Raw genomic sequence first — 20,825 nt, forward strand, 5'->3', positions numbered from 1 at the left:
GTCCCTCTCTTCGCACCATGACTCTGACATGTAAAAACAGAGCAATGCGCTCCAACCGCATTTAAAAACCAGCTGGAGAAAATCAGTGTGCGAAGGTGGCGGAATTGGTAGACGCGCTAGCTTCAGGTGTTAGTGTCCCACGGATGTGAGGGTTCGAGTCCCTCTCTTCGCACCATTCATTACATAAAAGGCCCATCACGCAAGTGATGGGCCTTTTGTTTTCACTCCTTGTTATGACTATGCTTTTGACGACTTACCGCCCATCGTCATGCCAAGGAACGCATATGATACTGGATACCGATATTCACAACTTTTACGAACATCTGGTGCTCAAGGAGATTGAGCAACAGGGACTGCAACAGACGCTCACCAGCGACCAGATTGCCGATCTCTGCTGTCTCACCCTCAACCAGCTCCCGGCCCACTATATTCGCCACAGTGTCGACATGCTCTACTTCCTGACCGATGCCAAGCGCACCGAAATGGAGAGGCTGGTTGTCGACTCACTCACACTGGCACAGCAAAAGATCAAGCAGGATCCCGTCAAAACCTCATAACCAGGGCTGCTGCCAGAGCAAAGTGACAATACCGGTCAGCCCTGCCACTGGCAGCAGGATCAAGGCTGGCCTCAATCTGGGTTCAAGCATGACCCAGGCGGCCAGCACAAAGCCAAGACTCCAGATGCCGTACTCCTTATCCTGACCCCAGCCCAGCACAGCCAGCAGCCAGCCCAACAGCATGACTCTCACAATCCAGATCATGGTGATGCCTCCCCTACCAATCAATAACAATTATCATTTGTATTTTAGGCGTATGCAATCGGACTTTTCTATCAGATTCAAATGTCCATCGGGGCAAACAGAGCACTCAAAAACGGGTTATGAGATCAACTAATTGGTAAGTTTTCCAATCAAAAGTGCATTTTTGCTAAATCTGTTGGGATTCTCCCCCCCAGGTTTGTGGTAGATTGCGGCCTCTTTTTGGGTTGGCCCCTCGGGATACGTGTATCCACAGGACGAGAGGGACTGACCTTGGCGAGCAAGAGTTTAGGAAGTATCTATGCAAAACCAACAAAACCACATCCGACTACCGAACATGGCACAGGTGTTTGCCTGTCTGGCCATTTTCCTGGCACTGGCATTTTCGTTCACCAGCGTGCTCGATTTGCCCATCCAACTGGCGCTGTTCATCGCCTGGTTCATCATCATGGGGCTCGGCATCAAGCTTGGCCACGATTACAAATCTCTGGAGCAGGCGGCCGTTGACGGCGTAGCCAAGGGGATGGGGGCCATCCTTATCCTGGTCTCCGTCGGTGCGCTGGTTGGCACCTGGATTGCTGGCGGCATAGTGCCCAGCATCATCTACTTCGGCCTCAAGGTGATCCACCCGTCCATCTTCCTGCTGGCAACCCTGATCATCTGCTCCCTGACCTCACTGGCCACTGGCACCTCATGGGGATCTGCCGCCACGGCCGGTATTGCCATGATGGGGATCGGCCACAGTCTCGGCGTGCCTGCGCCGCTGGTGGCAGGTGCCGTACTCTCCGGCGTCTACTTCGGTGACAAGCTCTCTCCGCTCTCCGACTCCGTGGTGCTGGCCTCGACCATGTCCAACGTCGACGTGGTGGAGCACATCAAAGGGATGCTGCCCATCAGCCTGCTCTCTTATGTCATCACCGCCGTGCTGTTCACCGTGGTGGGCATGCAATATTCAGGCAATGTCAGTCTGGAGCAGGTCAATCTGGTAATGGAGGCGCTCGACAACCAGTTCAACATCACCCCGCTGGCCATAGTCCCCGTGGTGCTGGTGCTGGGCCTGCTGGCCAACCGCAAACCCGCCTTCCCGGTGATCAGCTTCGGCGCCCTGCTGGGCCTGATCTGGGCCATCGCATTTCAGGACATGGATCCGGTCAAGGCGATGCACTCCGCCTACAGCCCGTTTGCCATCAGCTCTGGCATCGACTTTATCGACAACATTCTCGGTCGCGGCGGCATGGAGTCCATGCTGGGCTCGGTCGCAGTCATCATCTTCGGCCTGGGCTTTGGTGGCCTGCTGGAGAAGGTCGGTATTCTCTCCGTCATTGCCAGTGCCTTCGAAAAACGCATCAACAGTGTCGGCAGCCTGACCAGCCACACCATTGGTACCGCTTTTCTGGCCAACGTGTTCGGCTCGGCCATGTATGTATCACTGATCCTGACCCCCAAGATCATGGCCAAGAACTACGACCGGCTGGGACTGGCACGCAAGAACCTCTCCCGCAACGCCGAGTTCGGCGGCACCCTCACCTGCGGCATGGTGCCCTGGAGCGACAACGGCATCTTCATGGCCGGGGTGCTCGGAGTCGCCACCCTCGACTACCTGCCCTACATGTGGCTCAGCTTCACCTGCATCATAGTGACCGTCACCCTCGCCTACATGGGCAAAGGGGTGAACCGGGTTCCGCTGGTGGCCGCAGCCAGCTCTCGCTAATCGTTGCGAGATCAATGACAAAGGCGCCATCACGGCGCCTTTTGTTTGAGCGGGATTCGAGGTTAAGCTGACAGCCACCCCAGTCGCGAGTGGCCGGATGCCCGATGAACTTTACCTTTCGCCAGATCCGTTATTTTGTGGCTGTGGCTGACAGCTTTTGAGTGAGCCGCGCCGCCGCCGAGCTGGGCAGCGAGATCTTCCCGCCCGGCGTCATCTGCCAGCGGGCCGAAAGCGTGGGGCGCCGTTGGTGGCGTACTCGCTGGTACGCATGGTATCGCTCACCGGCGATATCGCCACCGGCCAGAAGATCCTGCATAGCGCCGCTCGCACCATGAAGCGCACCCAGCTTGAGCTGGGGGTGACCATCTTCGACGATGCGGACCTGGAGGCGGTGGTGGCGGGTATTCGCACCTTCGCCTTCTACAACACCGGCCAGGATTGCACCGCCGCCAGCCGTACCTATGCCCAGGGCAAGATCTACGACACGTTTGTCGGCGGCATGAAGATCTCGGGCTACGGCAAGGATCTCTCCCTCTATGCGCTGGAGGACTGCACGGTGCCGCGCCATATTATGGTCAAGCTCTGACAAGGGATTGCTCGCCGCGCCAAAAAGCAGAAGGCCCCGCAATGCGGGGCCTTCTTTCTGGACACTCTGTATGTTCACGCCACTGTGGCGGAACATGACCGAGCCCTTTGCCAGCGACTGCCGGTCTGGCCTGTGGCCATCGTTCTCTGCTTGCGTGTACGGCTTAGCGCTGCTTGCCGCTGCCGATACCAAACGGGATGCGGTAATCACTGCTCTGCTCACCCAAGGTGACGGTCAGGTTGCCCTGAGCGCGGCTTGGAATACGAACCTGCTGGGTCCCCACCAGATTGGCGTGGGCGGAGGCAACGACATCGCCAGACTCGTCACGCACTTCCAGCATGGGGTTAGCCTTGCCATCCGCGGCAGCGCTCGCATGCCAATTGACAAACAGCACGCCCGGCGTGGCGTTGAGGTCAGCGGGGACAGAAGCCTGGGCGACACCAGCTGTCATCAGGCCTGCAACGGCCAGCATCTTGATTACGTTTTTCATGTTCATTCACTCTCTTGGTTTTTATGTCATTGCCAAGGCCGGTTCGGCCTGAATCAATGCATCCATGCAAGAGGTTATTCAAATAGTATGTTGTTCTTTCACTGACATCCGACACCCTGTTTGATGGTGCCACAGCCTGGAACGACCTGTTATTTGGCCGCTTGGCGTTCCTGCCTAAGCGTTGAGTGAATATTAGACACCTCTACCCATCTTTGTTAGCGATATAAACTGGCCTAGATGTTCAAAAAATCTGATGTGGATATCCATCTTGGGTTCAGGTATCGCCAACGCCGCAACGGGCACTGGTTTATGGCAGGGGAACGACACGGCGTCGCTCCCAATTTGGCTAACGCAGGAAGCACGCTTTGACCCCTATTCCTCGGTGGAATGAGGGTTGGAATAAGTTTACAGACGGACAACACAAAGGGCAGGATCCCCTGCCCTTTGATACTCATATTCCTGCCAGTTCCTCTGTCGTCATGGGCCGCAGCACCTTGCAGGGATTGCCGACGGCAACCACGTTGGCCGGAATATCCCGGGTGACCACTGAGCCCGCACCGATCACGCTGTTGTCCCCTATGGTGACACCCGGGCAGATGACGACGCTGCCACCGATCCAGACGTTGTTGCCGAGGCGCACCGGCTTGCCGAACTCGACCCCGGCCACCCGCGGCACCACCGCCACCGGGTGGGCCGCGGTGTAGATCTGTACCCCTGGCGCCAGCAGCACGTTGTCACCGATATGCACCTCGCACACATCGAGGATGGTGCAGTTGACATTGGCGTAGAAGTTCTCCCCCAGGTGGATGTTGGCGCCGTAGTCGCAGAAGAACGGAGGATTGATGGCGCACACAGCGCCACGGCTGCCAAACAGTTCCCGCAGCATGGCGTCCCGCGCCGGCGGTTCCTGCCAACTGGTATTGAAGGTGTGATAGAGGAAACGGCAGCGCTCACGCGCCGCCTTGAGCTCAGGATCTCCTGCATCATAGGGCTCCCCCGCCACCATCTTCTGCCACTCGGGCCCGCGCACGGGTTGCCGAGCCTCTGTTGCCGCCATGGGCGGGGCCTGTGTCATCTTCTATTCCATCAGCCAGATCAGGGATTCATAAGGGCGCAGCATACAAGATTGCGGCCGGGCCGGGCTATCCGGGTAGTTACCAAGCAGCAGGCGTCCCTCGCCAGCCAACATCTGCGCAGGCAGCTCGAACTCTGTCGGCTCGCCGTAGAAGTTGCTAACTACCAACAGGGTCTGGCCGTTGGCACTACGGGTATAGGCCCAGATCCGCTGATGCCCCACCAGCAGCTCCTGATAATCCCCCTGGGTGAAGATGGGGTGCGCCTTGCGCAAAGCGATCAGATCCCGGTAGTGCCAGAACACCGAGTTCTGGTCGGCCAGCGCTGCCTCTGCGTTGATCTCGGGGTAGTTGGCGGCAGGGGTGAGCCAGGGCTCACCTTTCGTGAAACCGGCGTTGGGGGCGGCACTCCACTGCATCGGGGTGCGCGAGTTGTCGCGCGACTTGGCGCCGAGGATGGCGAGGATCTCGGCCTCGCTCATCCCTTCGGCCTGCTTGATGGCGAAGATATTGCGGCTCTCCACATCCTGATAGTCATCGATGCTCTGATAACCGGGGTTGGTCATGCCGATCTCCTCCCCCTGATAGATGTAGGGCGTGCCCTGCAGGCCGTGCAGGGTGCTGGCCAGCATCTTGGCGGCCACAACCCGATGTTCGCCCTCGTCCCCGAAGCGGGAGACGATGCGCGGCTGGTCGTGGTTGCACCAGAACAGCGCCGACCAGCCCTTGCCATGCATGCCGCTCTGCCAGTGGTTGAAGATACGCTTCAGTTCGAGGAAATCGAACGGTGCTTTCGTCCACTTGTCGCCGTTGGGGTAATCCACCTTCAGATGGTGGAAGTTGAACACCATGGAGAGCTCGGAGCCATCGAGCGCGCCGTAGCGCTGGCAGTGTTCCAGCGAGGTAGAGGACATCTCCCCCACCGTCATGACGCCCACCGGGGCAAAGACATCGCGGCTCACATCCTGCAGGAATTCGTGGATACGCGGCCCATCGGTGTAGAACCGGCGGCCATCGCCAATATCGTCGTTCGGGAAAGTCTGATCCTTGGAGATGAGGTTAATGACGTCGAGGCGGAAGCCATCGATGCCCTTCTCGGCCCAGAAGTGGATGACCTTCTTCACCTCGGCGCGCACGGCCGGATTCTCCCAGTTGAGGTCCGCCTGCTCGCGGGCAAACAGGTGCAAATAGTACTGGCCGGTGGCCTGATCCAACTCCCAGGCGCTGCCACCAAACTTGGACTGCCAGTTGTTGGGCACGCCGCCGTCCACCGGATCGCGCCAGATGTAGTAGTCGCGGTAGGGGCTGTTTTTATCTCCCAACGCGGATTTGAACCAGGCGTGCTCGGTAGAGGTGTGATTGACCACTATATCCATCACTATGCGGATGTCGCGCTCATGCGCCGCAGCCAGCAACGCTTCGAAATCGGCCATAGTGCCGTAGGCAGGATCGATGGCCAGATAGTCGGCGATGTCGTAACCGTTATCTACCTGAGGGGAAACGTAAACCGGAGTCAGCCAGAGGGCATCGACCCCCAAGGTCTTGAGATAGTCTAGGCGGGCCATGATCCCCTTGAGATCGCCGGTGCCACGGGCAGCGGAATCCTGAAAACTCTTGGGGTATATCTGGTAAATCACGGCACTCTGCCACCAAGGTGTTTGGTTCATGAGTCTTGCTCTTGTTTCGAATGAAAAAGGAGAGGGCGACCCGTTAGGGCCGCCCTGATGACTATGTTCAGGCGCTGGCCTGGGCCAGCTTGCCGGCCGCTTGCTGCCGCTGGTAAACCAACAGGGTCAGCACCATGGGCACCACTATGGCCACCAGCATGGCGACTGAGTAGACGGCCCAATACTGGGGCTGGATGGAGAGAATGCCCGGCAGGCCGCCCACCCCTATGCCGTTGGCCATCACACCGGCGAAGCCGCAGATAAGCGCCGCCAGACTGGAGCCCACCATGGCGCACAGCATGGGGAACTTGTACTTGAGGTTGATACCGTACATGGCCGGTTCGGTCACGCCCAAGTAAGCCGAGATGGCGGCAGGCACGGAAATCTCCCGTTCGTTCTCCTTGCGGCTGATGAGGATGATGCCCACCACAGCCGAAGCTTGCGCGATATTGGAGAGGGCGATCAACGGCCAGATCGGGGTACCACCCATGCTCTGCATCAATTGCAGATCCACTGCGTTGGTGGTGTGGTGGATACCCGTGATAACCAGGGGTGCGTAGAGGAAGCCGAACAGGGCTGCACCGATGGGAGCAAACGAACCTGTCATGGCTGCCTTGGCCGCAAAGCCGACGCCGTCACCAATCCAGCGGCCAAAGGGGCCTATCAGGGCATGGGCCAGGATCACCGCCAGCAGCAAGGAGACGAAGGGGACGATCACCAGGTAGAGATAAGCCGGAATGATGCGCTTGAGGGTGGTCTCGATATAAGCCAGTGCCACGCCCGCCAGCAGGGCTGGAATAACCTGGGCCTGATAGCCCACCTTCTCGATGACAAACCAGCCGAAGTCCCACACTTCCGGGATCTGCTGGCCTATCCCATAGGCATTCATCAGCTGCGGCGAGACCAGGGTGATACCCAGCACTATCCCCAGGATCTCGGAGCCCCCCATCTTCTTCACCGCAGACCAGCAGACGCCAACCGGCAGGAAGTGGAAGATCGCCTCGCCCAGCAGCCAGAGGAAGGCGTGGACCTGAGCCCAGAACTGGCTGATTTCGACCAGGGTATGAGTACCATCATCGAACATCTTGATATCGCCGATGACGTTGCGAAAGCCCAGGATCAGACCACCGGTGATGATGGCAGGCAGCAGGGGTACGAAGATCTCCGCCAGATGGGAGATGCCCCGTTCCAGCGGGTTCATGTTCTGACGGGCGGCCAGCTTGGCGGCATCCTTGCTGCCACCACTGACACCTATCTCCTTGGTGAGCGCCTTGTACCAGTCATCCACCTCGTTACCGATCACCACCTGGAACTGGCCGGCATTGGTGAAGCAGCCCTTCACCGCAGGTATGGTCTCGATGGCTTTGCTGTCAGCCTTGGCCGGGTCGTTCAGCACGAAGCGCAGGCGGGTCAGGCAGTGGCTGACGGTGGCGATGTTCTCTTTGCCGCCGATCTTGTCGATCAGGGTGGCAAGCTGTTGTGCGTTGATCTTTGGCATGAGTCTTCCCTCTGTGACTCTATTGATATTGGTCTACTTCGCCCTTTTGGACCAGTCTGCTGGTCTGAGCGTTTTTGGTATCGTTCTTATTTAGCATGCAGCCAATTTGATAGGATCGAAATGGGAACGTTCCCATTTCGTGGTCAGCATCACAAAAAGCACGTTTTTTGTTCAGGTCTAAGTGATGGAGCTCACAGGGTGTTGCAGGGGGCTATGGTCGCCAGCGGACGGTGATCCTGCTCGATCTGGCCGAGCAGCTGGCGGGCAGCCTGCTCCCCCGCCCCCTGGTAGCCAAGATCCAGGCTGAGGGCGTTGGGAAAGAGGAAGCTGAGCATGGGGTTGTTGCCAAGGCCTGTCACCAGCACCTCGCTGCGCCCTTGTTCCTGAAGGTATTTTGCAGCACCTATGGCGAGGGTATCGCTGGCGCAGACCAGTGCCTGGGTGGCAGGGGTGAGCAGCTCGGCCGCCAGCCGGTAGCCACTCTGCAGGCTGAGATCGCCGAGCGCACTGCGCGCCGTCAATCCCTGCTCGGCGCAGTAGCCGAGATAGGCATTGAGACGGCGCTGGCCCGTGGTGAGGTCCGAGGTATCCACCCCCAGATAGGCGATCTCGCCTACCCCGCGGGTCGCCAGCGCGGCCAGCATGGTGCGCACAGCCCCGGCATCGTCGAAGCAGACAGAGGAGAAACCGGGATGGTCGCGGGCCACCAGTACCAGCTTCTCTTGCAGCGGCGCCATGGCGTCGTAGTCCAGATCGTTGAAAGCAAAGAGGATGATGCCATCCACCCCGCGCCGCTCCAGCACCGCCAGATGCTCCAGCACCTTGGCGGGGGAGAACTTGCTCTCCATCAGCACGGCGTCATAGCCACGCTGGTAGAGGGTCTCCAGCATGCCGCGTACCGCCTGGTTCTCGGAACTGGAGTCGAGTCGGGAGACGATGATCCCCACCACCTGCTGGCTATGGCTGCGCATGGCCCGGGCCGACTTGCTCGGAACAAAGCCGTGCAGGGCAATGATCTGCTCCACCCGCTCGCGGGTCGCCGGCTTCACCTTGGGATCCTGATTGAGCACCCGGGAGACGGTCGACTTGCCGACTCCGCTCAGACGGGCGATATCGAGGATGGTCAGTTTCTTGTCCATGAATTGGCTCACAGGGGGCTCGGCGGCAGAATTGCCCACATTGTTGTGATTAAGCCCTGTGAATACAAGCCCATGGCGTTAGAATGCTTTTTTTCCCTGGCGAACGCCGTGCCGCTCGCCATCGCACAGGACGCGCATCATGGATCTGCTGGCAAGCCTGCACTTTTCCCTCTCCATCACAGGCCCCATCTGCGTGGTACTGCTGCTCGGCATCTGGCTCAAGCAATTGGGCCTGCTGCCAGACAGCTTCGTCGAATCCGCCTCCCGCCTGGTGTTTCAGGTCACCCTGCCGGCCCTGCTGTTCCTCAGCATGGTGCGCACCGATTTTTCCACCATGCCGAGTCCTTGGCTCATCCTCTACGGTTTGCTCGGCACGCTCACCGGCTTTCTGGTGCTGGAGGTACTGGCGGCCCGCTTCATCCCGGAGCGGCGTCAGCGCGGTATCTTCGTGCAAGGCAGCTTTCGCGGCAACATGGGGATCATGGGGCTGGCCTATGTGCAAAACGCCTACGGCGCTGAGGGGATAGGTGCCGCCGCCCTGCTGGTAGGCTCGGTGACCGTGCTCTATAACATACTCGCCGTGATCACCCTGACCCGCAGTCTGGGGGGCAACCAGGGGATCAAACCGATCCTGAAGGGGATCGCCAAAAACCCCCTGATCATCGCCATCCTGTCCGCCCTGCCATTCGGCCTGCTCGGTATCGAGCTGCCCCAGCTGGTGATCACCACGGGCAACTATTTTGCCAACATGACACTGCCGCTGGCCCTGCTCTGCACCGGCGCCAGTCTCAACCTCAAAGCCCTGCGCGGCGGTGCCATGCTGACCGGCTGGGCCACCGCCAACCGGCTGTTCTGCATTCCGGTGCTGCTGGTGACGGGCGCCTGGGCGCTTGGCTTCAACCCGCAGGCACTCGGCATACTGTTTCTCATCAGCTCCACCCCCACAGCCGCCGCCAGCTATGTGATGACCCGGGCCATGGGCGGCGACAGCGTGCTGGCCGCCAACATCATCGCCACCACCACGCTGGGCTCACTGATCAGCACCAGCCTGGGCGCCACCCTGATGAACTACCTCGGGCTGATGGGCTGAGGGAGGCTGCCATTGCCAATCCGGCACGGCTTGACCTTGCCGCGGGCGGCAGCTTTAGGCTGGCGCACTATCAACAGAGGAGATATCCCATGACTATCGAACTCACAGTGTCCGGCATGTCCTGTGGTGGCTGCGCCGCCAGCCTGCAAAAAGCCCTGCTGGCCCAGAGTGCTATTAGTCAGGCCCGGGTGTATTTTGCCAGCAGCAAGGCTGTTATCGAGAGCGAACTGAGCAAGGCAGCGCTGATCGCCCTGATCGAAGCACAGGGCTTTCAGGTAGGTTAATTTATCTCTATAGAGGTATTAAACAGGTTAAAAATCTGTACCCACCTGTCTTTTGGTGAGTGTTATCACAGATATTGCTGTTTAAATGGGCAAACTGGCTGCGATTATTCCAACCATAAGGATTTGCAGCATGACCCTACCGATCCGCAAGACCCTGCTCGCCGCCGTTGTTGGCCTGACCCTCTCCCCCATGGCGATGGCTCTGCCCAGCGTCCATATTCTGGCAACCGGCGGCACCATCGCCGGGGCGGGCCAGTCGGCCACCCAGTCCAACTACGAGGCTGGCAAGGTAGCTATCGAGACCCTGATTGCTGCAGTTCCCGAGATGAAGAACGTGGCCGATGTGCAGGGGGAGCAGGTAGTCAAAATAGGCTCCCAGGACATGAACGACGAGGTGTGGCTGACCCTGGCCAAGCGGGTCAACGAGCTACTGGCCAAGGATGACGTGGATGCCATCGTCATCACCCACGGCACCGACACCATGGAAGAGACCGCCTACTTCCTCAATCTGACCGTCAAGAGCGACAAGCCGGTGGTGCTGGTCGGCGCCATGCGCCCCTCCACCGCCATGAGCGCCGATGGCCCTCTGAATCTGTATAACGCCGTGGTGACCGCCTCCGACCCGAGCTCCAAGGGCCGTGGCGTGATGGTGGCGATGAACGACACAGTGCTGGATGCCCGCGACGTCACCAAGACCAACACCACCGGGGTACAGACCTTCGCCTCCCCCAATTTTGGCCCGCTGGGTTACATTCACAACGGCAAGATCGACTATCAGCGCAGCCCGGCCCGCCTGCACACCAGCAAGACCCCGTTCGATGTGAGCAAGCTCGACAAGCTGCCGCAAGTGGGCATCGTCTACAACTATGCCAACGCCACCGATCTGCCGGCCAAGGCCATGGTGAATGCCAAGTTTGACGGTATCGTCAGTGCCGGTGTGGGTAACGGTAACCTCTACCACACCCTGTTCGATACCCTGGCTCAGGCGAGCAAGGATGGTATCCGCGTGGTGCGTTCCACCCGCGTGCCGACCGGCGCCACCACTCTGGATGCCGAGATCGATGACGCCAAGTACGGCTTCGTGGCTGCCGGTACCCTGAACCCGCAGAAGGCGCGCATCCTGCTGATGCTCTCCCTGACCCAGAGTAAGGATCCGGTCCAGATCCAGCGCTGGTTCCAGCAGTTCTGATCCCGGGGCTCAACCCGCTAACGTCACCCCATGAAAAAAGGGCAGGATCGGCTCCTGCCCTTGCTCATGGCGTCATCTTCACATAGAGCGCACCATCAGCTCACCATCAGCCAGCCGCAGAAACCCAGGTAGATGAGCCCCACGCAGGCCAATCTGCCCGCCGTCATCCGTCCACGGCTAAAGCCCCACCACAGCAGTACCACCGCCAGCAGGGTCACCAGCGAGGAGACCATCATGGTGCTATCCAGCAACCAGGGGGTGAACAGCAGGCAGAATGCCTTGGGAATGGTGCCCTGGATCATCATGGCGCCGGAGATGTTGGCCAGCGCCAGCCGGTTCTTGCCCTGACGTACCCAGATCAGCACATTCATCAACTCGGGCATCTCGGTTGCCACCGGACTCAACAGCAGGGCCGCCAGCACGGGAGAGAGGCCGAACAGCTCACCCATGCTCTCCAGCTGATGGACGAACAGCTGCGCCGCCAGCGCCACCACCCCCAACGCCACCAGGGTCTGCAGCATTACCTTGCCAAGCGCCGGGATCTCGGCCTTGGGATCCAGTTTGAGGGGCTCTGGCAACGCGACCTCGTGGCTGTCGGTCTGTTTCAGTTCACGCCGCACATAGACCAGATAAACCAGCACGAACAGCGGTGCCAGCCAGGCTTTACCGGTGAATGCCACCATGCCAAGGGCCACCGCCACCAGGAAGATACCGACAAACCAGGCCTGATCACGCCCTATCTCGCGCTGCACCTCGCCATCTATGACTCTGTGCTCACGGCTCATGCACAGCAGCAGGGTCACGCCGACGGCGGCATAGCCTATGGTGGAGAGCACCAGAGGGCCGCCGAGGGCGGCGCCTATCCCTATCTGTTGCTGGGCGGGGGCATCCCCCATCAGCAGGGCGGTCAGGGTAACGATGCATTCGGGCAAGGCCGTGCCGAGGGCTGCTAGCAGGGAACCGGTGGCACTCTGGGAGAACTTGAAGTGATGGCCGGTCCATTCGATACCGTTGACGAAATATTCGCAGGCCAGGTAGATGGTGACGGCAGAGAGCAGAAATAACAGCAGGGTAATCAACATAATAGGCAACCGCCAGGCGAGCAGAACAACCAATGGACCCGATACGGCTCGCCCGGCTGGCTTGCGTATCGAGGCCAAAGGTCTTGCAGAGCGATAGATGCTATCGCCGCTCATGCCATGGATCGGCAGATCCAAGAATGTTGACATGAGCCCTGCCCGGATCACGGGCGGGTTGCTACTCCCCAATGACAGTACGGGCTTTTTACCAAGTTGACCGCCGCCTCACAAGGCAAATGAATGATCATCCGCCCGATAAGTTGTAAGAAAATGTAAGGTTCCCCTTGGTCAGAGCCCTCGCTTTCTCCGTCCGGGTCCCCACTCTTTCCCCCGGCACCCACGCCTTGGCATAACGATTGCTATGAGTTGCCTACTGTCCACAATAGTTTGGGAAGGATGAACGATGAAACGGTGGATCCAACATTTCTATCAACTGAACCGTCTCAACTGGCTTATGGTCTGGTTGCTACTCTGCTGCAGCATCATATTGCTGTTTCCAGCCGGCCTGATGAAGGGTGCCGTCAGCCAGTGGGCCACGCTCCACGCCGCCTGGCTCGGGGTCGGCATGCTGATCGCCATCTCCTACTTCTGCAGCCAGGGCTTCCTGATCGCCTGGGAGTGGGCCTGTGATGAATGGCAATCCCGCCGTCAGCAGGATCAGCTGGCCCAGATGATCGCCTTCCTCGATTTCAACGAGAAGGCGGTGCTGCGCGAGTTCGTGCTACAACGCAAAAGCGTCATAAACTTGCCGATCACCGAACCTGCCGTCAAAAACCTGATGGACGCTGGCGTACTCACCTACGCCTACGGCAAGCCGGTGCGAGAGAAAGAGGACGAAAACCAGATCCGGGCGCTGATGATAGCCCTGCCCGCGCGACCGCTGCTCACCTACAAGGTGCTGGGCCTCTCCCGTGGCAAGATGAGCGACGAGCAGGTGGAGCAGATCATGAACGCCAGACCCAAGTTCGCCCAGAAGGGCTTCCAGCGCTAAGTTGCTGCCATCCTTCACATAAAAGAGCCGGACAGTGTCCGGCTCTTTGCTATCTGGCTGTTTTTATTCGGCTCTGGCCTTCAAGTAACCAGCACAAACTGACGGATCTGCCGTTATTCGGTCCTGGCTTTCAAATAACCAGCACTGACTGGCGGATCTGCCGTTATTCGGTCCTGGCCTTCAAATAGCCGGCATAATCCGGGATCTGCACGCTGAACGCCTGCTGCATGTGAGGGCTGTCCATGATGAAGTCCGCTGTGGCCTCGTTGGTGGCAACCGGTATGTTCCACACGGCCGCCAGGCGCAGCAGCGCCTTCACGTCCGGATCGTGGGGCACCGCATTGAGGGGATCCCAGAAGAAGATCAGCACGTCTATCTTGCCCTCGGCAATCAGGGCTCCGAGCTGCTGGTCGCCACCCATGGGGCCGGAGAAGAGGCAGGTGATGGGCAGTTGTGCCTTCTTGCCGAGCATGGTGCCGGTGGTGCCGGTCGCATAGAGATGGTGAAGCTTTAGCTCCTCCTTGCGGCACATCACCCAGTTCAGCAGCGGGGTCTTCATGTTGTCGTGAGCCACCAGCGCCACCCGCTTGTGGGGCGCCATCTCACGTGCAATCAGTTCCATGGAATTCATCCGTAGCATAGTGATGGGAAGAGAGCTGTATCCTAATCGAAAGCAGCGCCCGCTGCCTTGCCGGGCGCCGTAACTGTGATCACTTCGACTGTTCAATCCACTGCTGGTGCTTCTGCTCCAGCACAGAGATGGGCAACATGCCGTATTCCAGCACATGGTGGTGGAACGCCTTGAGGTCAAAGCGGCCGCCAAGGGCCTGCTCGGCAGACTCCCGCATCCGGATCAGCGCCAGCTGACCCGCCTTGTAGGAGGTTGCCTGACCGGTATAGGCCATGTAGCGGGGTACCTCAGAGCTGATGTCCCCCGCCCCCAGTGCCGAGTTCTCCTTCATGTAGCCGACGGCCCTGTCGTGGCCCCAGCCATACCAGTGAATGCCGGTATCCACCACCAGCCGCATGGCCCTGAGCATCTCCTCGTTGAGACGGCCGAAGTACTGCAACTGGTTATTGAAGGCAGGCGAACCCTCGACCTTCACATCCCCCACCGCCGGATCATAGAGGCCACGCCCCTGATAGAGCCCCATATCGTGATCCGCCAGGTATTCGGTGTAGAGCGCCCAGCCCTCTGCATAGGCGGTATAGGACGCATTCGCCACATACTGCGGGAAGTCGGGATCCTTGGCCGCCAGCTCCTGGGCTATGGTGATCTGGAAGTGGTGGCCCGGCGCCGCCTCGTGGGCCAGCAGGGTGCTGATGTTCCAGCTCTGCAGGCCATAGGGGTAGTAAGTATTGAGGAAGAACTGCCCCTTGCGGCCGGTCTGCGGGTTACCGTCCTGATACCAAGCGACCCCGCCATAAGGCGCCTCATCATAGGAGACAGGCACCACCTCGTAATCCAACTTGGGAATGGTGCGCTCGGCATCGAAGAAGTCCGGCAACACCAGCGCCGCCTTGCTCTTGAAGCCGTTGTACTCCCGCAACGCCCGCTCATGCTCCGCCAGCGCCTGCTGCTGCGGCTCGCTCAGGGCCGCACCGGCCACATTGCCCGGGTTGAGATTGGCGGACCAGACAGCCAGCGGATTCTGGTAGAAGAAGGCTGGCTCGTTGAGATAACGGAAGAAGTCATAGATCTGGCCACTCTGCTTGCTCTGGGCCACCTCATCGCTGTCGCACTTGCCGACGGTATGGCACACCTTGACCATGGCACCGAAGATACGTTCCACCTCGCTCAGCCCCAGCTCATGCACCTGCTCCGGCGTCATATTGGTGGTGGTGTGCTTCTTCAGCAGCCAGCGATACCAGTCGCGGCCATTGGTCATACCGCAGAAACCGTCGTCACACTCGCCACTGCCAAGGCGCACCCCATAGGCACCGCCATGCTGGTAATCCAGATAGTCCCGCAGTGCCAGATAGCGGCCATTGATACTGTCCAGCACCGCTTTGTAATCGGTGCTCAGCGCCTCGTCGGCCTCCCCCGGCAGCAGCTGCCAGCCGAGGTAGGCACCGGCGATCACCTCGCCATCCAGCTTGCTGTTGAGCTGGGCCAGCAGCCGGTCCACCAGCTCGTCCGGCAAGGTATTGCCCTGGGCGCTGCCCAGCTCGAACTGATGTTTTACCTCGGCCAGATAGGCATCATAGGCCTTGAGCCAGACAAGGTGATCCTGATACCAGGCCAGCGGGGCCGTCGTTGCCCTGGCCCGAGTAGCCAGCGCTGGCGCAGTGGCCGGGCGGTCGAGATCCCGCCGCCAGGCCGCATCCCCCGGTGCGACCCGCTCGGCCGAGCTCTGCTCGAAGTAATCGAAGCCACTGCTGACGGTGCGGGCGGCCTTGCCGCTGGCGGGGGCAGCCCCCACGTCATCGGCCAGATCCACCACCCGGTTGCGGAAGTGGTGGATCGGGATCTGGGATTGGGGCAACTCGTAGCCCGCCAGATTGATCTGCAGATCCCAGCGGATCATGTCGTAGAACAATCGGTCCCGCTCGCTCAGCACGCTCGGGTCCAGGGCATCCAGCCGGGTGAGCAGCGCACTGTCGAGCGCCTTGCGTTTGGCAATGCTGGAGGCATCAATGGCAAAACCGTAGGGGTCCAGCGCCTGACTCTCGCGCAGGGCCTCGTCCATGGTTTGCATCAGAGAGGCCTTGGTGGCCGCGGGATCCGCCGGCGCGTTGGAGCTGTTGTCGTTGCAGGCAGCGAGGGAGAGTGCGATGGCGCAGGCAAGCGCCAGCTTGTTGGGCAAGAAGTGCATGGTGTAGTCCTTTCACCTGTTGTTATTGTGTGTCCCGATACGGGGCTCCAATAATGCATCTCTCTCGCTCGTATTGTTGCGACCTGATTAACAAAACAAGCTTGTTTTTCATACAGATAACTGCAATAAAAAGCGATGGTGCCGAACATAAAAAAACCCGCCAAAGCGGGTTTTGGAATCGGTTTTTCATGCCATGACTGGTCAGGATGAGCCGTGATGCAGCTGGGACTGCTGATAGTTCTCCAGCCCGATGCGATCGATGAGATCGAGCTGGGTCTCCAACCAGTCCACATGCTCCTCCTCATCTTCCAGAATGTTCTGGCACAGGTCGCGACTGATATAGTCCTGCACCGACTCGGCGTAGGCGATAGCTACTTTCAGGTCCGGGATGGCATCCATCTCCAGCAACAGATCACAGCGCAACATCTCCTCGACCGTTTCACCGATGCGCAGCTTGCCCAGATCCTGCAAGTTGGGCAGCCCCTCCAGAAACAACACCCGCTTGACCAGTTCGTCGGCGTGTTTCATCTCATCGATGGACTCGTGATACTCCTTATGCCCAAGCGCCTTGAGACCCCAGTCATCGTAGATGCGAGCGTGCAGGAAGTATTGATTAATGGCAATCAGCTCATTGGCCAGCACCTTGTTGAGGTGGGTAATGATCTTGGGATCTCCTTTCATCGACAGTGCTCCTTGATGCGTGCCTGAGGCCTCGATCGTTAGAGCTTAGTCCAGAAAGGTGACAACAAAAGGTCTGGCGAGCCAGCTCGCTTGAGAGGCAGGGTGACACTGTTAGCGGGTCGAGCCAGAAAAGGGGCGGTCCGGGTCAGGCCACCTCGTAGTAGAGCGGAGTCTGTGCCAGCTCGGCCTTGTCGAGTTCGGCGGTGATGATCTCCATGGTCATGCGCACACACTTGCCACACTGGGCCCCCACCTCCAGTGACTGCTTGAGCTGACGAAACTCGGTCTTGCCTGCCTGTACCGCCTTGCGGATCTGGGTATCTGTGATGCCGCGGCACAAACAGACGTACATAGTGTTTACCTCATGCTGGAATGCCATGAAATCTAAATGAGAATGGTTCGTAGTGCAAATAACCATTAGTAATAAGATCCCCTGCTTGCCAGCCATCAACCCCTTGGTGACAATGTCCCGTCACAGAGGAAAACATCATGCTCAAGAAACTGTTCACTGCCCTGTTCGCAAGCAAGCCCACCCCTGTCGTTGAGGTGACTCCCACCGAATACGCCGGTTATCTCATCTACCCCGAGCCCATGGCGGAAGGGGGCCAGTACCGGTTGGCGGGCCGCATCACCAAAGAGATGGATGGCATGCTGCAGACCCACATCTTCATCCGCTCCGATCTGTTCGCCAATCCGGCCGATGCGGAGCGTTTCATGGTGCAGAAGGCCCACACCTTCATCGATCAGATGGGGGATCGCATGTTTGAACCTCGCGTCAAAGCGGGCGACAGTTCAGCCTCATGAGCCCTGCCGAGGTGAACGCCCTGCGCCAGGCCCTGGCCCGCGCCGGTGAACGGCGACTGGTCTGGCTGGAAGGGGACGAGGCCGATTGCATCGCCCGTGCCGAAGCGTTGCTGGGCGGCATCATCTATTGGCTAGGAGAAGGTCCGGCTTGCCATGAGCCCGTTCCCGCCGCCAAGGCGCTGCAACGGCTCGGTCAGGAGTGCGACACCCTGGTCTTCAACGCTTTCAGTGGTTTTCATCCCGACGCCTTTGGCGCGCTGGCGGGCACACTGCGGGCGGGCGGTCTGCTGCTGCTGCTGACGCCCCCAAGAGCGCAATGGCCCGAGTATCCGGATCCGGACAGGGTGCGACTGGTCGCCCAGCCAGAAGAGGCGGACCGGGCTGGTCACGGCTTCATCGCCCGGCTGGTGCACCTGCTGGCGGACGATCCTGCGCTCTCCCTGCTTCCGCCCCACAGCCTTGCGCCCTGGCAGCCGATCGGCGCACTGCGACGGCTGAGCCATGATCAGGCCGCGGCCCTGCCTGCCATTCACAGGGTATTGCACGGCCATCGTCGCCGCCCGTTGGTGCTGAGTGCCGATCGTGGACGCGGCAAGAGCAGCCTGCTGGGGTTAGCCGCCGCCGAGCTGCTGCGCCAGCAACCCGACCTAAAGATAGTGGTGACGGCCCCTTCCCAGGCCACGGCTGCCACCCTGTTTGACCACGCGGCACAGTCGCTGGGTATAGAGGTGGAACGGCTGATTGGCCTCGAGTTCTGCTCACCGGCCCGGCTGGTAGAGGAAGCCCTGCAACCCGATCTGTTGCTGGTGGACGAAGCCGCCGCCATCCCCACCCCGCTGCTGGAGGCCATGCTGGCCCGCCACAGCCGTATCGTCTTTGCCACCACGGAACACGGCTACGAGGGCACGGGACGCGGTTTTCACCTGCGTTTCAAGCGAGTGCTGGACCACCAGACGCCGGATTGGCAGGAGATCCACTTAGACGAGCCGATCCGCTGGAGCCTTGGCGATCCGCTGGAACCCCTGGTATTTCGCCTGCTGGGCCTCAATGCCGAGGTGGCTCCGCCCCTGCCACCGACCAGCCCGGGCTGGCGGCTGATCGGCCAAGAGGCATTGGCAGAAGACGAAAAGTTACTCCATCAGCTGTTCGGCCTGCTGGTGCTGGCGCACTACCAGACCACGCCGAGCGATCTCAGGTCTTTGCTGGAGAGCCCGGATCTCGACATCCACCTGCTGGAACAGGAGCAGAGCCTGCTCGGGGTCGCGCTGGTGGCACGGGAAGGCAACATAGATCCCACACTGGCCGAGCAGATCTGGGCGGGCCGACGACGTCCGCGCGGCCATCTGCTGCCCCAGTCCCTGCTGGCCCACGCCGGTTTCAAAACGGCAGGGGCGCGCAGCTACGCCCGGGTGATGCGTATCGCCATCCACCCGGCGCTGCATCGCCACGGGCTCGGCTCGCAACTGCTCGGCCAGCTGGAGGAGTATTACCGGGAGGAAGGGCTCGACTATCTGGGCTCGGCTTTCTCGGCCAGTGCCGATCTGCTGCCCTTCTGGCGCAGGGCCGGGCTGCAGGTGCTGCGCATCGGCCTGCAACGGGATGCCGCCAGCGGCTGCCATGCCGCTCTGCTGTTCAAGGCACTCAAACCCGAGTGGGAGGCCGAGCTGATCCAGTGGCGCCAACGCTTCGTGTGTCAGCTGCCGACCCTGCTGGCAGGTGAGTTGAAAGGGCTGGATCCCGAACTGGTGTGGCAATGTGCGAAGGGACAAGAGCTGGCCGTGCCTGAGCTGGATGAGTTTGAACAGGCTGAGCTTGATTGCTTCGCCCATCACCACAAGCCGTTCGAGCTGTGCCAAGCCAGCTTACAGCACTGGCTGGCCAGCAATCTGCCACGACTGACCTCCTTGACCCCCAGCGAGCGCCAGCTGCTGATCGCCACCATCTGGCAATATGCGGACTGGGGACATCTGGCCAATCGGCTGCAACTGGCGGGCAAGCCGGCCATCATCAAGGCGCTACGCGCCCTGCTGGCTCGCCTGCTGGATATCCCTACCACTCGATAGTCTTGCCCTGCCAGTCGAGATAGCTGAGCTCGCCGTCAGGTATCAGCCCCGCCATCAGACTGACCAGATGGCGAGCTACCTGCTCTGGCGTCTGCAAGCTGCCATCTGGCACATTGGCGTGAAACGGGCGCGAGAGCTGGGTATCCACAGTACCCGGATGAAACGCTAGCAGCTTGACGCCCGGGGCACGCCGGGCGAGTTCGATGGCGGCACACTTGAGCAGCATGTTGAGGGCTGCCTTGGAGGCACGATAGCCATACCAGCCCCCCGCCCGATTGTCCCCAATGCTGCCGACTCGCGCGCTGAGCACCGCCAGGGTGCAGGGCGAGGCGCCAAGCAGCGGGAGCAGCTGGTTGATCCAGCGCAGCGGCAGCAAAGCATTGGTCTGGTAGAGGCTGGTCATGGCCTCGACATCAAGCGCTTCCAGCCGCTTTTCAGGCTTGATCCCCCCCTGATGCAGGACACCATTGCATATCACCAGCCGGTGCGGTCTCGGGGCCAGAGTGGCGATACGGGCCACCACGTCAGCCATCTGCTGATCGCTGTAATCGCAACGCAGCCAATGCAAGCGGGGATCATCACACCCGAAGGGTGCCGGCTGCCGGCTGACCGCGATGACAGGACCGCCCCCTGTCGCCAGCCAGTGTGCCACCAGCGCCTGACCTATACCGCCCCCGGCTCCAATCACCACGACGCCCTCGTTCATGTTCATCTCCTGTTTGCGGTGAGTGTGATGCCCTTCTCCATCGCCTCTTTCTTTCCCTGTTAAGCTGGTACGCGCCTTCCTGTCTGCCGGATCAAGCAGTTATGAGGGCCAGCTTGTGTGGATCGCCCCGGAGTGGGCGGATCCATTCCTATACTGAGGGAAAACCGCAGCGGGTGCTGCCAGCGCAACCAGAAGCACGA

Annotated in this window: 20 protein-coding genes, 1 tRNA gene, 1 pseudogene and 1 riboswitch; of the genes and pseudogenes, 10 read left to right on the forward strand and 12 right to left on the reverse strand. The window is 60.1% G+C overall.

Going from position 1 to position 20,825, the window contains the following annotated elements:
* Positions 1-89 precede the first annotated feature (89 nt).
* Positions 90-175: transfer RNA gene (locus BN1129_RS20040), tRNA-Leu, on the forward strand.
* 109 nt (positions 176-284) lie between these two features.
* Entirely contained in the window at positions 285-557 is a 273-nt protein-coding gene (locus BN1129_RS20045; protein WP_042038944.1) for a late competence development ComFB family protein, read from the forward strand.
* Here the strand turns inward: BN1129_RS20045 and BN1129_RS20050 are convergent.
* Positions 552-761 carry a hypothetical protein gene (locus BN1129_RS20050; protein WP_042038946.1) on the reverse strand — a complete coding sequence of 70 codons (210 nt, stop codon included), beginning with the start codon at positions 759-761 and terminating at the stop codon, positions 552-554. The genes BN1129_RS20045 and BN1129_RS20050 overlap by 6 nt on opposite strands.
* A gap of 298 nt (positions 762-1,059) precedes the next feature.
* Here BN1129_RS20050 and nhaC point away from each other — a divergent pair, with 298 nt between their 5' ends.
* Together nhaC and BN1129_RS20060 are read left to right on the forward strand one after the other, a co-directional pair.
* The gene (nhaC, locus tag BN1129_RS20055; protein WP_042038947.1) at positions 1,060-2,469 is read left to right on the forward strand and encodes a Na+/H+ antiporter NhaC; all 1,410 of its coding nucleotides are present in this window, start codon (positions 1,060-1,062) and stop codon (positions 2,467-2,469) included.
* Between the two features lie 176 nt (positions 2,470-2,645).
* A pseudogene (locus BN1129_RS20060) lies at positions 2,646-2,971 on the forward strand (aldehyde dehydrogenase family protein); the annotation flags it as partial.
* 247 nt (positions 2,972-3,218) lie between these two features.
* On the opposite strand, the gene BN1129_RS20065 reads toward BN1129_RS20060, so the two are convergent.
* The 5 genes from BN1129_RS20065 to treR all read right to left on the reverse strand — a co-directional run bounded on the left by BN1129_RS20065 (position 3,219) and on the right by treR (position 8,922).
* On the reverse strand, positions 3,219-3,551 hold the full coding sequence (locus BN1129_RS20065) for a hypothetical protein (RefSeq protein WP_042038950.1): 333 nt from the start codon (positions 3,549-3,551) through the stop codon (positions 3,219-3,221).
* 445 nt (positions 3,552-3,996) lie between these two features.
* On the reverse strand, positions 3,997-4,620 hold the full coding sequence (locus tag BN1129_RS20070; RefSeq protein ID WP_280136047.1) for a sugar O-acetyltransferase: 624 nt from the start codon (positions 4,618-4,620) through the stop codon (positions 3,997-3,999).
* A 3-nt stretch (positions 4,621-4,623) separates the two neighbouring features.
* The gene (gene treC, locus BN1129_RS20075) at positions 4,624-6,285 is read right to left on the reverse strand and encodes an alpha,alpha-phosphotrehalase (RefSeq protein WP_042038951.1); all 1,662 of its coding nucleotides are present in this window, start codon (positions 6,283-6,285) and stop codon (positions 4,624-4,626) included.
* A gap of 67 nt (positions 6,286-6,352) precedes the next feature.
* Complete coding sequence (gene treB / locus BN1129_RS20080) at positions 6,353-7,783, reverse strand: PTS trehalose transporter subunit IIBC (protein WP_042038953.1); 1,431 nt, start codon at positions 7,781-7,783, stop codon at positions 6,353-6,355.
* Positions 7,784-7,974: 191 nt separating this feature from the next.
* Positions 7,975-8,922 carry a trehalose operon repressor TreR gene (treR, locus tag BN1129_RS20085; RefSeq protein ID WP_042038955.1) on the reverse strand — a complete coding sequence of 316 codons (948 nt, stop codon included), beginning with the start codon at positions 8,920-8,922 and terminating at the stop codon, positions 7,975-7,977.
* A 139-nt stretch (positions 8,923-9,061) separates the two neighbouring features.
* On the opposite strand from treR, the gene BN1129_RS20090 reads away from it, so the two are divergent.
* The 3 genes from BN1129_RS20090 (at position 9,062) to ansB (ending at position 11,485) form a co-directional block, all read left to right on the forward strand.
* Positions 9,062-10,012 (forward strand): AEC family transporter, encoded by a 951-nt coding sequence (locus BN1129_RS20090; protein ID WP_042038956.1) that lies wholly within the window; start codon positions 9,062-9,064, stop codon positions 10,010-10,012.
* An 89-nt stretch (positions 10,013-10,101) separates the two neighbouring features.
* Positions 10,102-10,296, forward strand: coding sequence for a heavy-metal-associated domain-containing protein (locus BN1129_RS20095; RefSeq protein ID WP_042038959.1), 195 nt, complete (start codon positions 10,102-10,104; stop codon positions 10,294-10,296).
* Positions 10,297-10,426: 130 nt separating this feature from the next.
* Positions 10,427-11,485, forward strand: a complete 1,059-nt coding sequence (ansB, locus tag BN1129_RS20100) for an L-asparaginase 2 (RefSeq protein WP_042038960.1) — start codon at positions 10,427-10,429, stop codon at positions 11,483-11,485.
* Between the two features lie 95 nt (positions 11,486-11,580).
* Here ansB and BN1129_RS20105 read toward each other — a convergent pair whose 3' ends face one another.
* On the reverse strand, positions 11,581-12,567 hold the full coding sequence (locus BN1129_RS20105; RefSeq protein WP_042038962.1) for a sodium:calcium antiporter: 987 nt from the start codon (positions 12,565-12,567) through the stop codon (positions 11,581-11,583).
* A gap of 88 nt (positions 12,568-12,655) precedes the next feature.
* A riboswitch (yybP-ykoY riboswitch) is annotated at positions 12,656-12,763 on the reverse strand.
* A 204-nt stretch (positions 12,764-12,967) separates the two neighbouring features.
* Here BN1129_RS20105 and BN1129_RS20110 point away from each other — a divergent pair.
* Entirely contained in the window at positions 12,968-13,555 is a 588-nt protein-coding gene (locus BN1129_RS20110; protein WP_042038963.1) for a superinfection exclusion B family protein, read from the forward strand.
* A 163-nt stretch (positions 13,556-13,718) separates the two neighbouring features.
* Here BN1129_RS20110 and BN1129_RS20115 read toward each other — a convergent pair whose 3' ends face one another.
* From BN1129_RS20115 to BN1129_RS20130, 4 genes are all read right to left on the reverse strand, one after another.
* Positions 13,719-14,177 (reverse strand): methylglyoxal synthase, encoded by a 459-nt coding sequence (locus BN1129_RS20115; RefSeq protein ID WP_042038964.1) that lies wholly within the window; start codon positions 14,175-14,177, stop codon positions 13,719-13,721.
* Between the two features lie 88 nt (positions 14,178-14,265).
* Entirely contained in the window at positions 14,266-16,371 is a 2,106-nt protein-coding gene (locus tag BN1129_RS20120; RefSeq protein ID WP_042038965.1) for a DUF885 domain-containing protein, read from the reverse strand.
* Between the two features lie 201 nt (positions 16,372-16,572).
* Positions 16,573-17,052 (reverse strand): bacterioferritin, encoded by a 480-nt coding sequence (gene bfr / locus BN1129_RS20125; RefSeq protein WP_042038967.1) that lies wholly within the window; start codon positions 17,050-17,052, stop codon positions 16,573-16,575.
* Between the two features lie 145 nt (positions 17,053-17,197).
* Positions 17,198-17,404 carry a bacterioferritin-associated ferredoxin gene (locus BN1129_RS20130; protein ID WP_042038969.1) on the reverse strand — a complete coding sequence of 69 codons (207 nt, stop codon included), beginning with the start codon at positions 17,402-17,404 and terminating at the stop codon, positions 17,198-17,200.
* Positions 17,405-17,541: 137 nt separating this feature from the next.
* Here BN1129_RS20130 and BN1129_RS20135 point away from each other — a divergent pair, with 137 nt between their 5' ends.
* Together BN1129_RS20135 and BN1129_RS20140 are read left to right on the forward strand one after the other, a co-directional pair.
* A complete protein-coding gene (locus BN1129_RS20135) occupies positions 17,542-17,856 on the forward strand; it encodes an HlyU family transcriptional regulator (protein ID WP_042038970.1) in 315 nt (104 codons plus the stop codon).
* A complete protein-coding gene (locus tag BN1129_RS20140; protein WP_042038972.1) occupies positions 17,853-19,919 on the forward strand; it encodes a tRNA(Met) cytidine acetyltransferase TmcA in 2,067 nt (688 codons plus the stop codon). The genes BN1129_RS20135 and BN1129_RS20140 overlap by 4 nt, the downstream gene beginning before the upstream one ends.
* Here the strand turns inward: BN1129_RS20140 and BN1129_RS20145 are convergent.
* Complete coding sequence (locus tag BN1129_RS20145) at positions 19,906-20,625, reverse strand: SDR family NAD(P)-dependent oxidoreductase (RefSeq protein WP_042038973.1); 720 nt, start codon at positions 20,623-20,625, stop codon at positions 19,906-19,908. The genes BN1129_RS20140 and BN1129_RS20145 overlap by 14 nt on opposite strands.
* Positions 20,626-20,825 lie beyond the last annotated feature (200 nt).

The sequence above is a fragment of the Aeromonas popoffii genome (genome assembly GCF_000820025.1).
Lineage (GTDB): Bacteria > Pseudomonadota > Gammaproteobacteria > Enterobacterales > Aeromonadaceae > Aeromonas > Aeromonas popoffii.

Bases quoted from the DNA above. Each gene is read 5' to 3' on its own strand.
- BN1129_RS20145 (WP_042038973.1), bottom strand. From the start codon at position 20,625: ATGAACGAGGGCGTCGTGGTGATTGGAGCCGGGGGCGGTATAGGTCAG.
- treR (WP_042038955.1), bottom strand. From the start codon at position 8,922: ATGGACAAGAAACTGACCATCCTCGATATCGCCCGTCTGAGCGGAGTC.
- BN1129_RS20090 (WP_042038956.1), top strand. From the start codon at position 9,062: ATGGATCTGCTGGCAAGCCTGCACTTTTCCCTCTCCATCACAGGCCCC.
- BN1129_RS20065 (WP_042038950.1), bottom strand. From the start codon at position 3,551: ATGAACATGAAAAACGTAATCAAGATGCTGGCCGTTGCAGGCCTGATG.
- BN1129_RS20120 (WP_042038965.1), bottom strand. From the start codon at position 16,371: ATGCACTTCTTGCCCAACAAGCTGGCGCTTGCCTGCGCCATCGCACTC.
- BN1129_RS20110 (WP_042038963.1), top strand. From the start codon at position 12,968: ATGAAACGGTGGATCCAACATTTCTATCAACTGAACCGTCTCAACTGG.
- treC (WP_042038951.1), bottom strand. From the start codon at position 6,285: ATGAACCAAACACCTTGGTGGCAGAGTGCCGTGATTTACCAGATATAC.
- BN1129_RS20140 (WP_042038972.1), top strand. From the start codon at position 17,853: ATGAGCCCTGCCGAGGTGAACGCCCTGCGCCAGGCCCTGGCCCGCGCC.
- BN1129_RS20105 (WP_042038962.1), bottom strand. From the start codon at position 12,567: ATGTTGATTACCCTGCTGTTATTTCTGCTCTCTGCCGTCACCATCTAC.
- BN1129_RS20115 (WP_042038964.1), bottom strand. From the start codon at position 14,177: ATGGAACTGATTGCACGTGAGATGGCGCCCCACAAGCGGGTGGCGCTG.
- BN1129_RS20130 (WP_042038969.1), bottom strand. From the start codon at position 17,404: ATGTACGTCTGTTTGTGCCGCGGCATCACAGATACCCAGATCCGCAAG.
- ansB (WP_042038960.1), top strand. From the start codon at position 10,427: ATGACCCTACCGATCCGCAAGACCCTGCTCGCCGCCGTTGTTGGCCTG.
- BN1129_RS20135 (WP_042038970.1), top strand. From the start codon at position 17,542: ATGCTCAAGAAACTGTTCACTGCCCTGTTCGCAAGCAAGCCCACCCCT.
- BN1129_RS20095 (WP_042038959.1), top strand. From the start codon at position 10,102: ATGACTATCGAACTCACAGTGTCCGGCATGTCCTGTGGTGGCTGCGCC.
- treB (WP_042038953.1), bottom strand. From the start codon at position 7,783: ATGCCAAAGATCAACGCACAACAGCTTGCCACCCTGATCGACAAGATC.
- bfr (WP_042038967.1), bottom strand. From the start codon at position 17,052: ATGAAAGGAGATCCCAAGATCATTACCCACCTCAACAAGGTGCTGGCC.
- BN1129_RS20045 (WP_042038944.1), top strand. From the start codon at position 285: ATGATACTGGATACCGATATTCACAACTTTTACGAACATCTGGTGCTC.
- BN1129_RS20050 (WP_042038946.1), bottom strand. From the start codon at position 761: ATGATCTGGATTGTGAGAGTCATGCTGTTGGGCTGGCTGCTGGCTGTG.
- BN1129_RS20070 (WP_280136047.1), bottom strand. From the start codon at position 4,620: ATGACACAGGCCCCGCCCATGGCGGCAACAGAGGCTCGGCAACCCGTG.
- nhaC (WP_042038947.1), top strand. From the start codon at position 1,060: ATGCAAAACCAACAAAACCACATCCGACTACCGAACATGGCACAGGTG.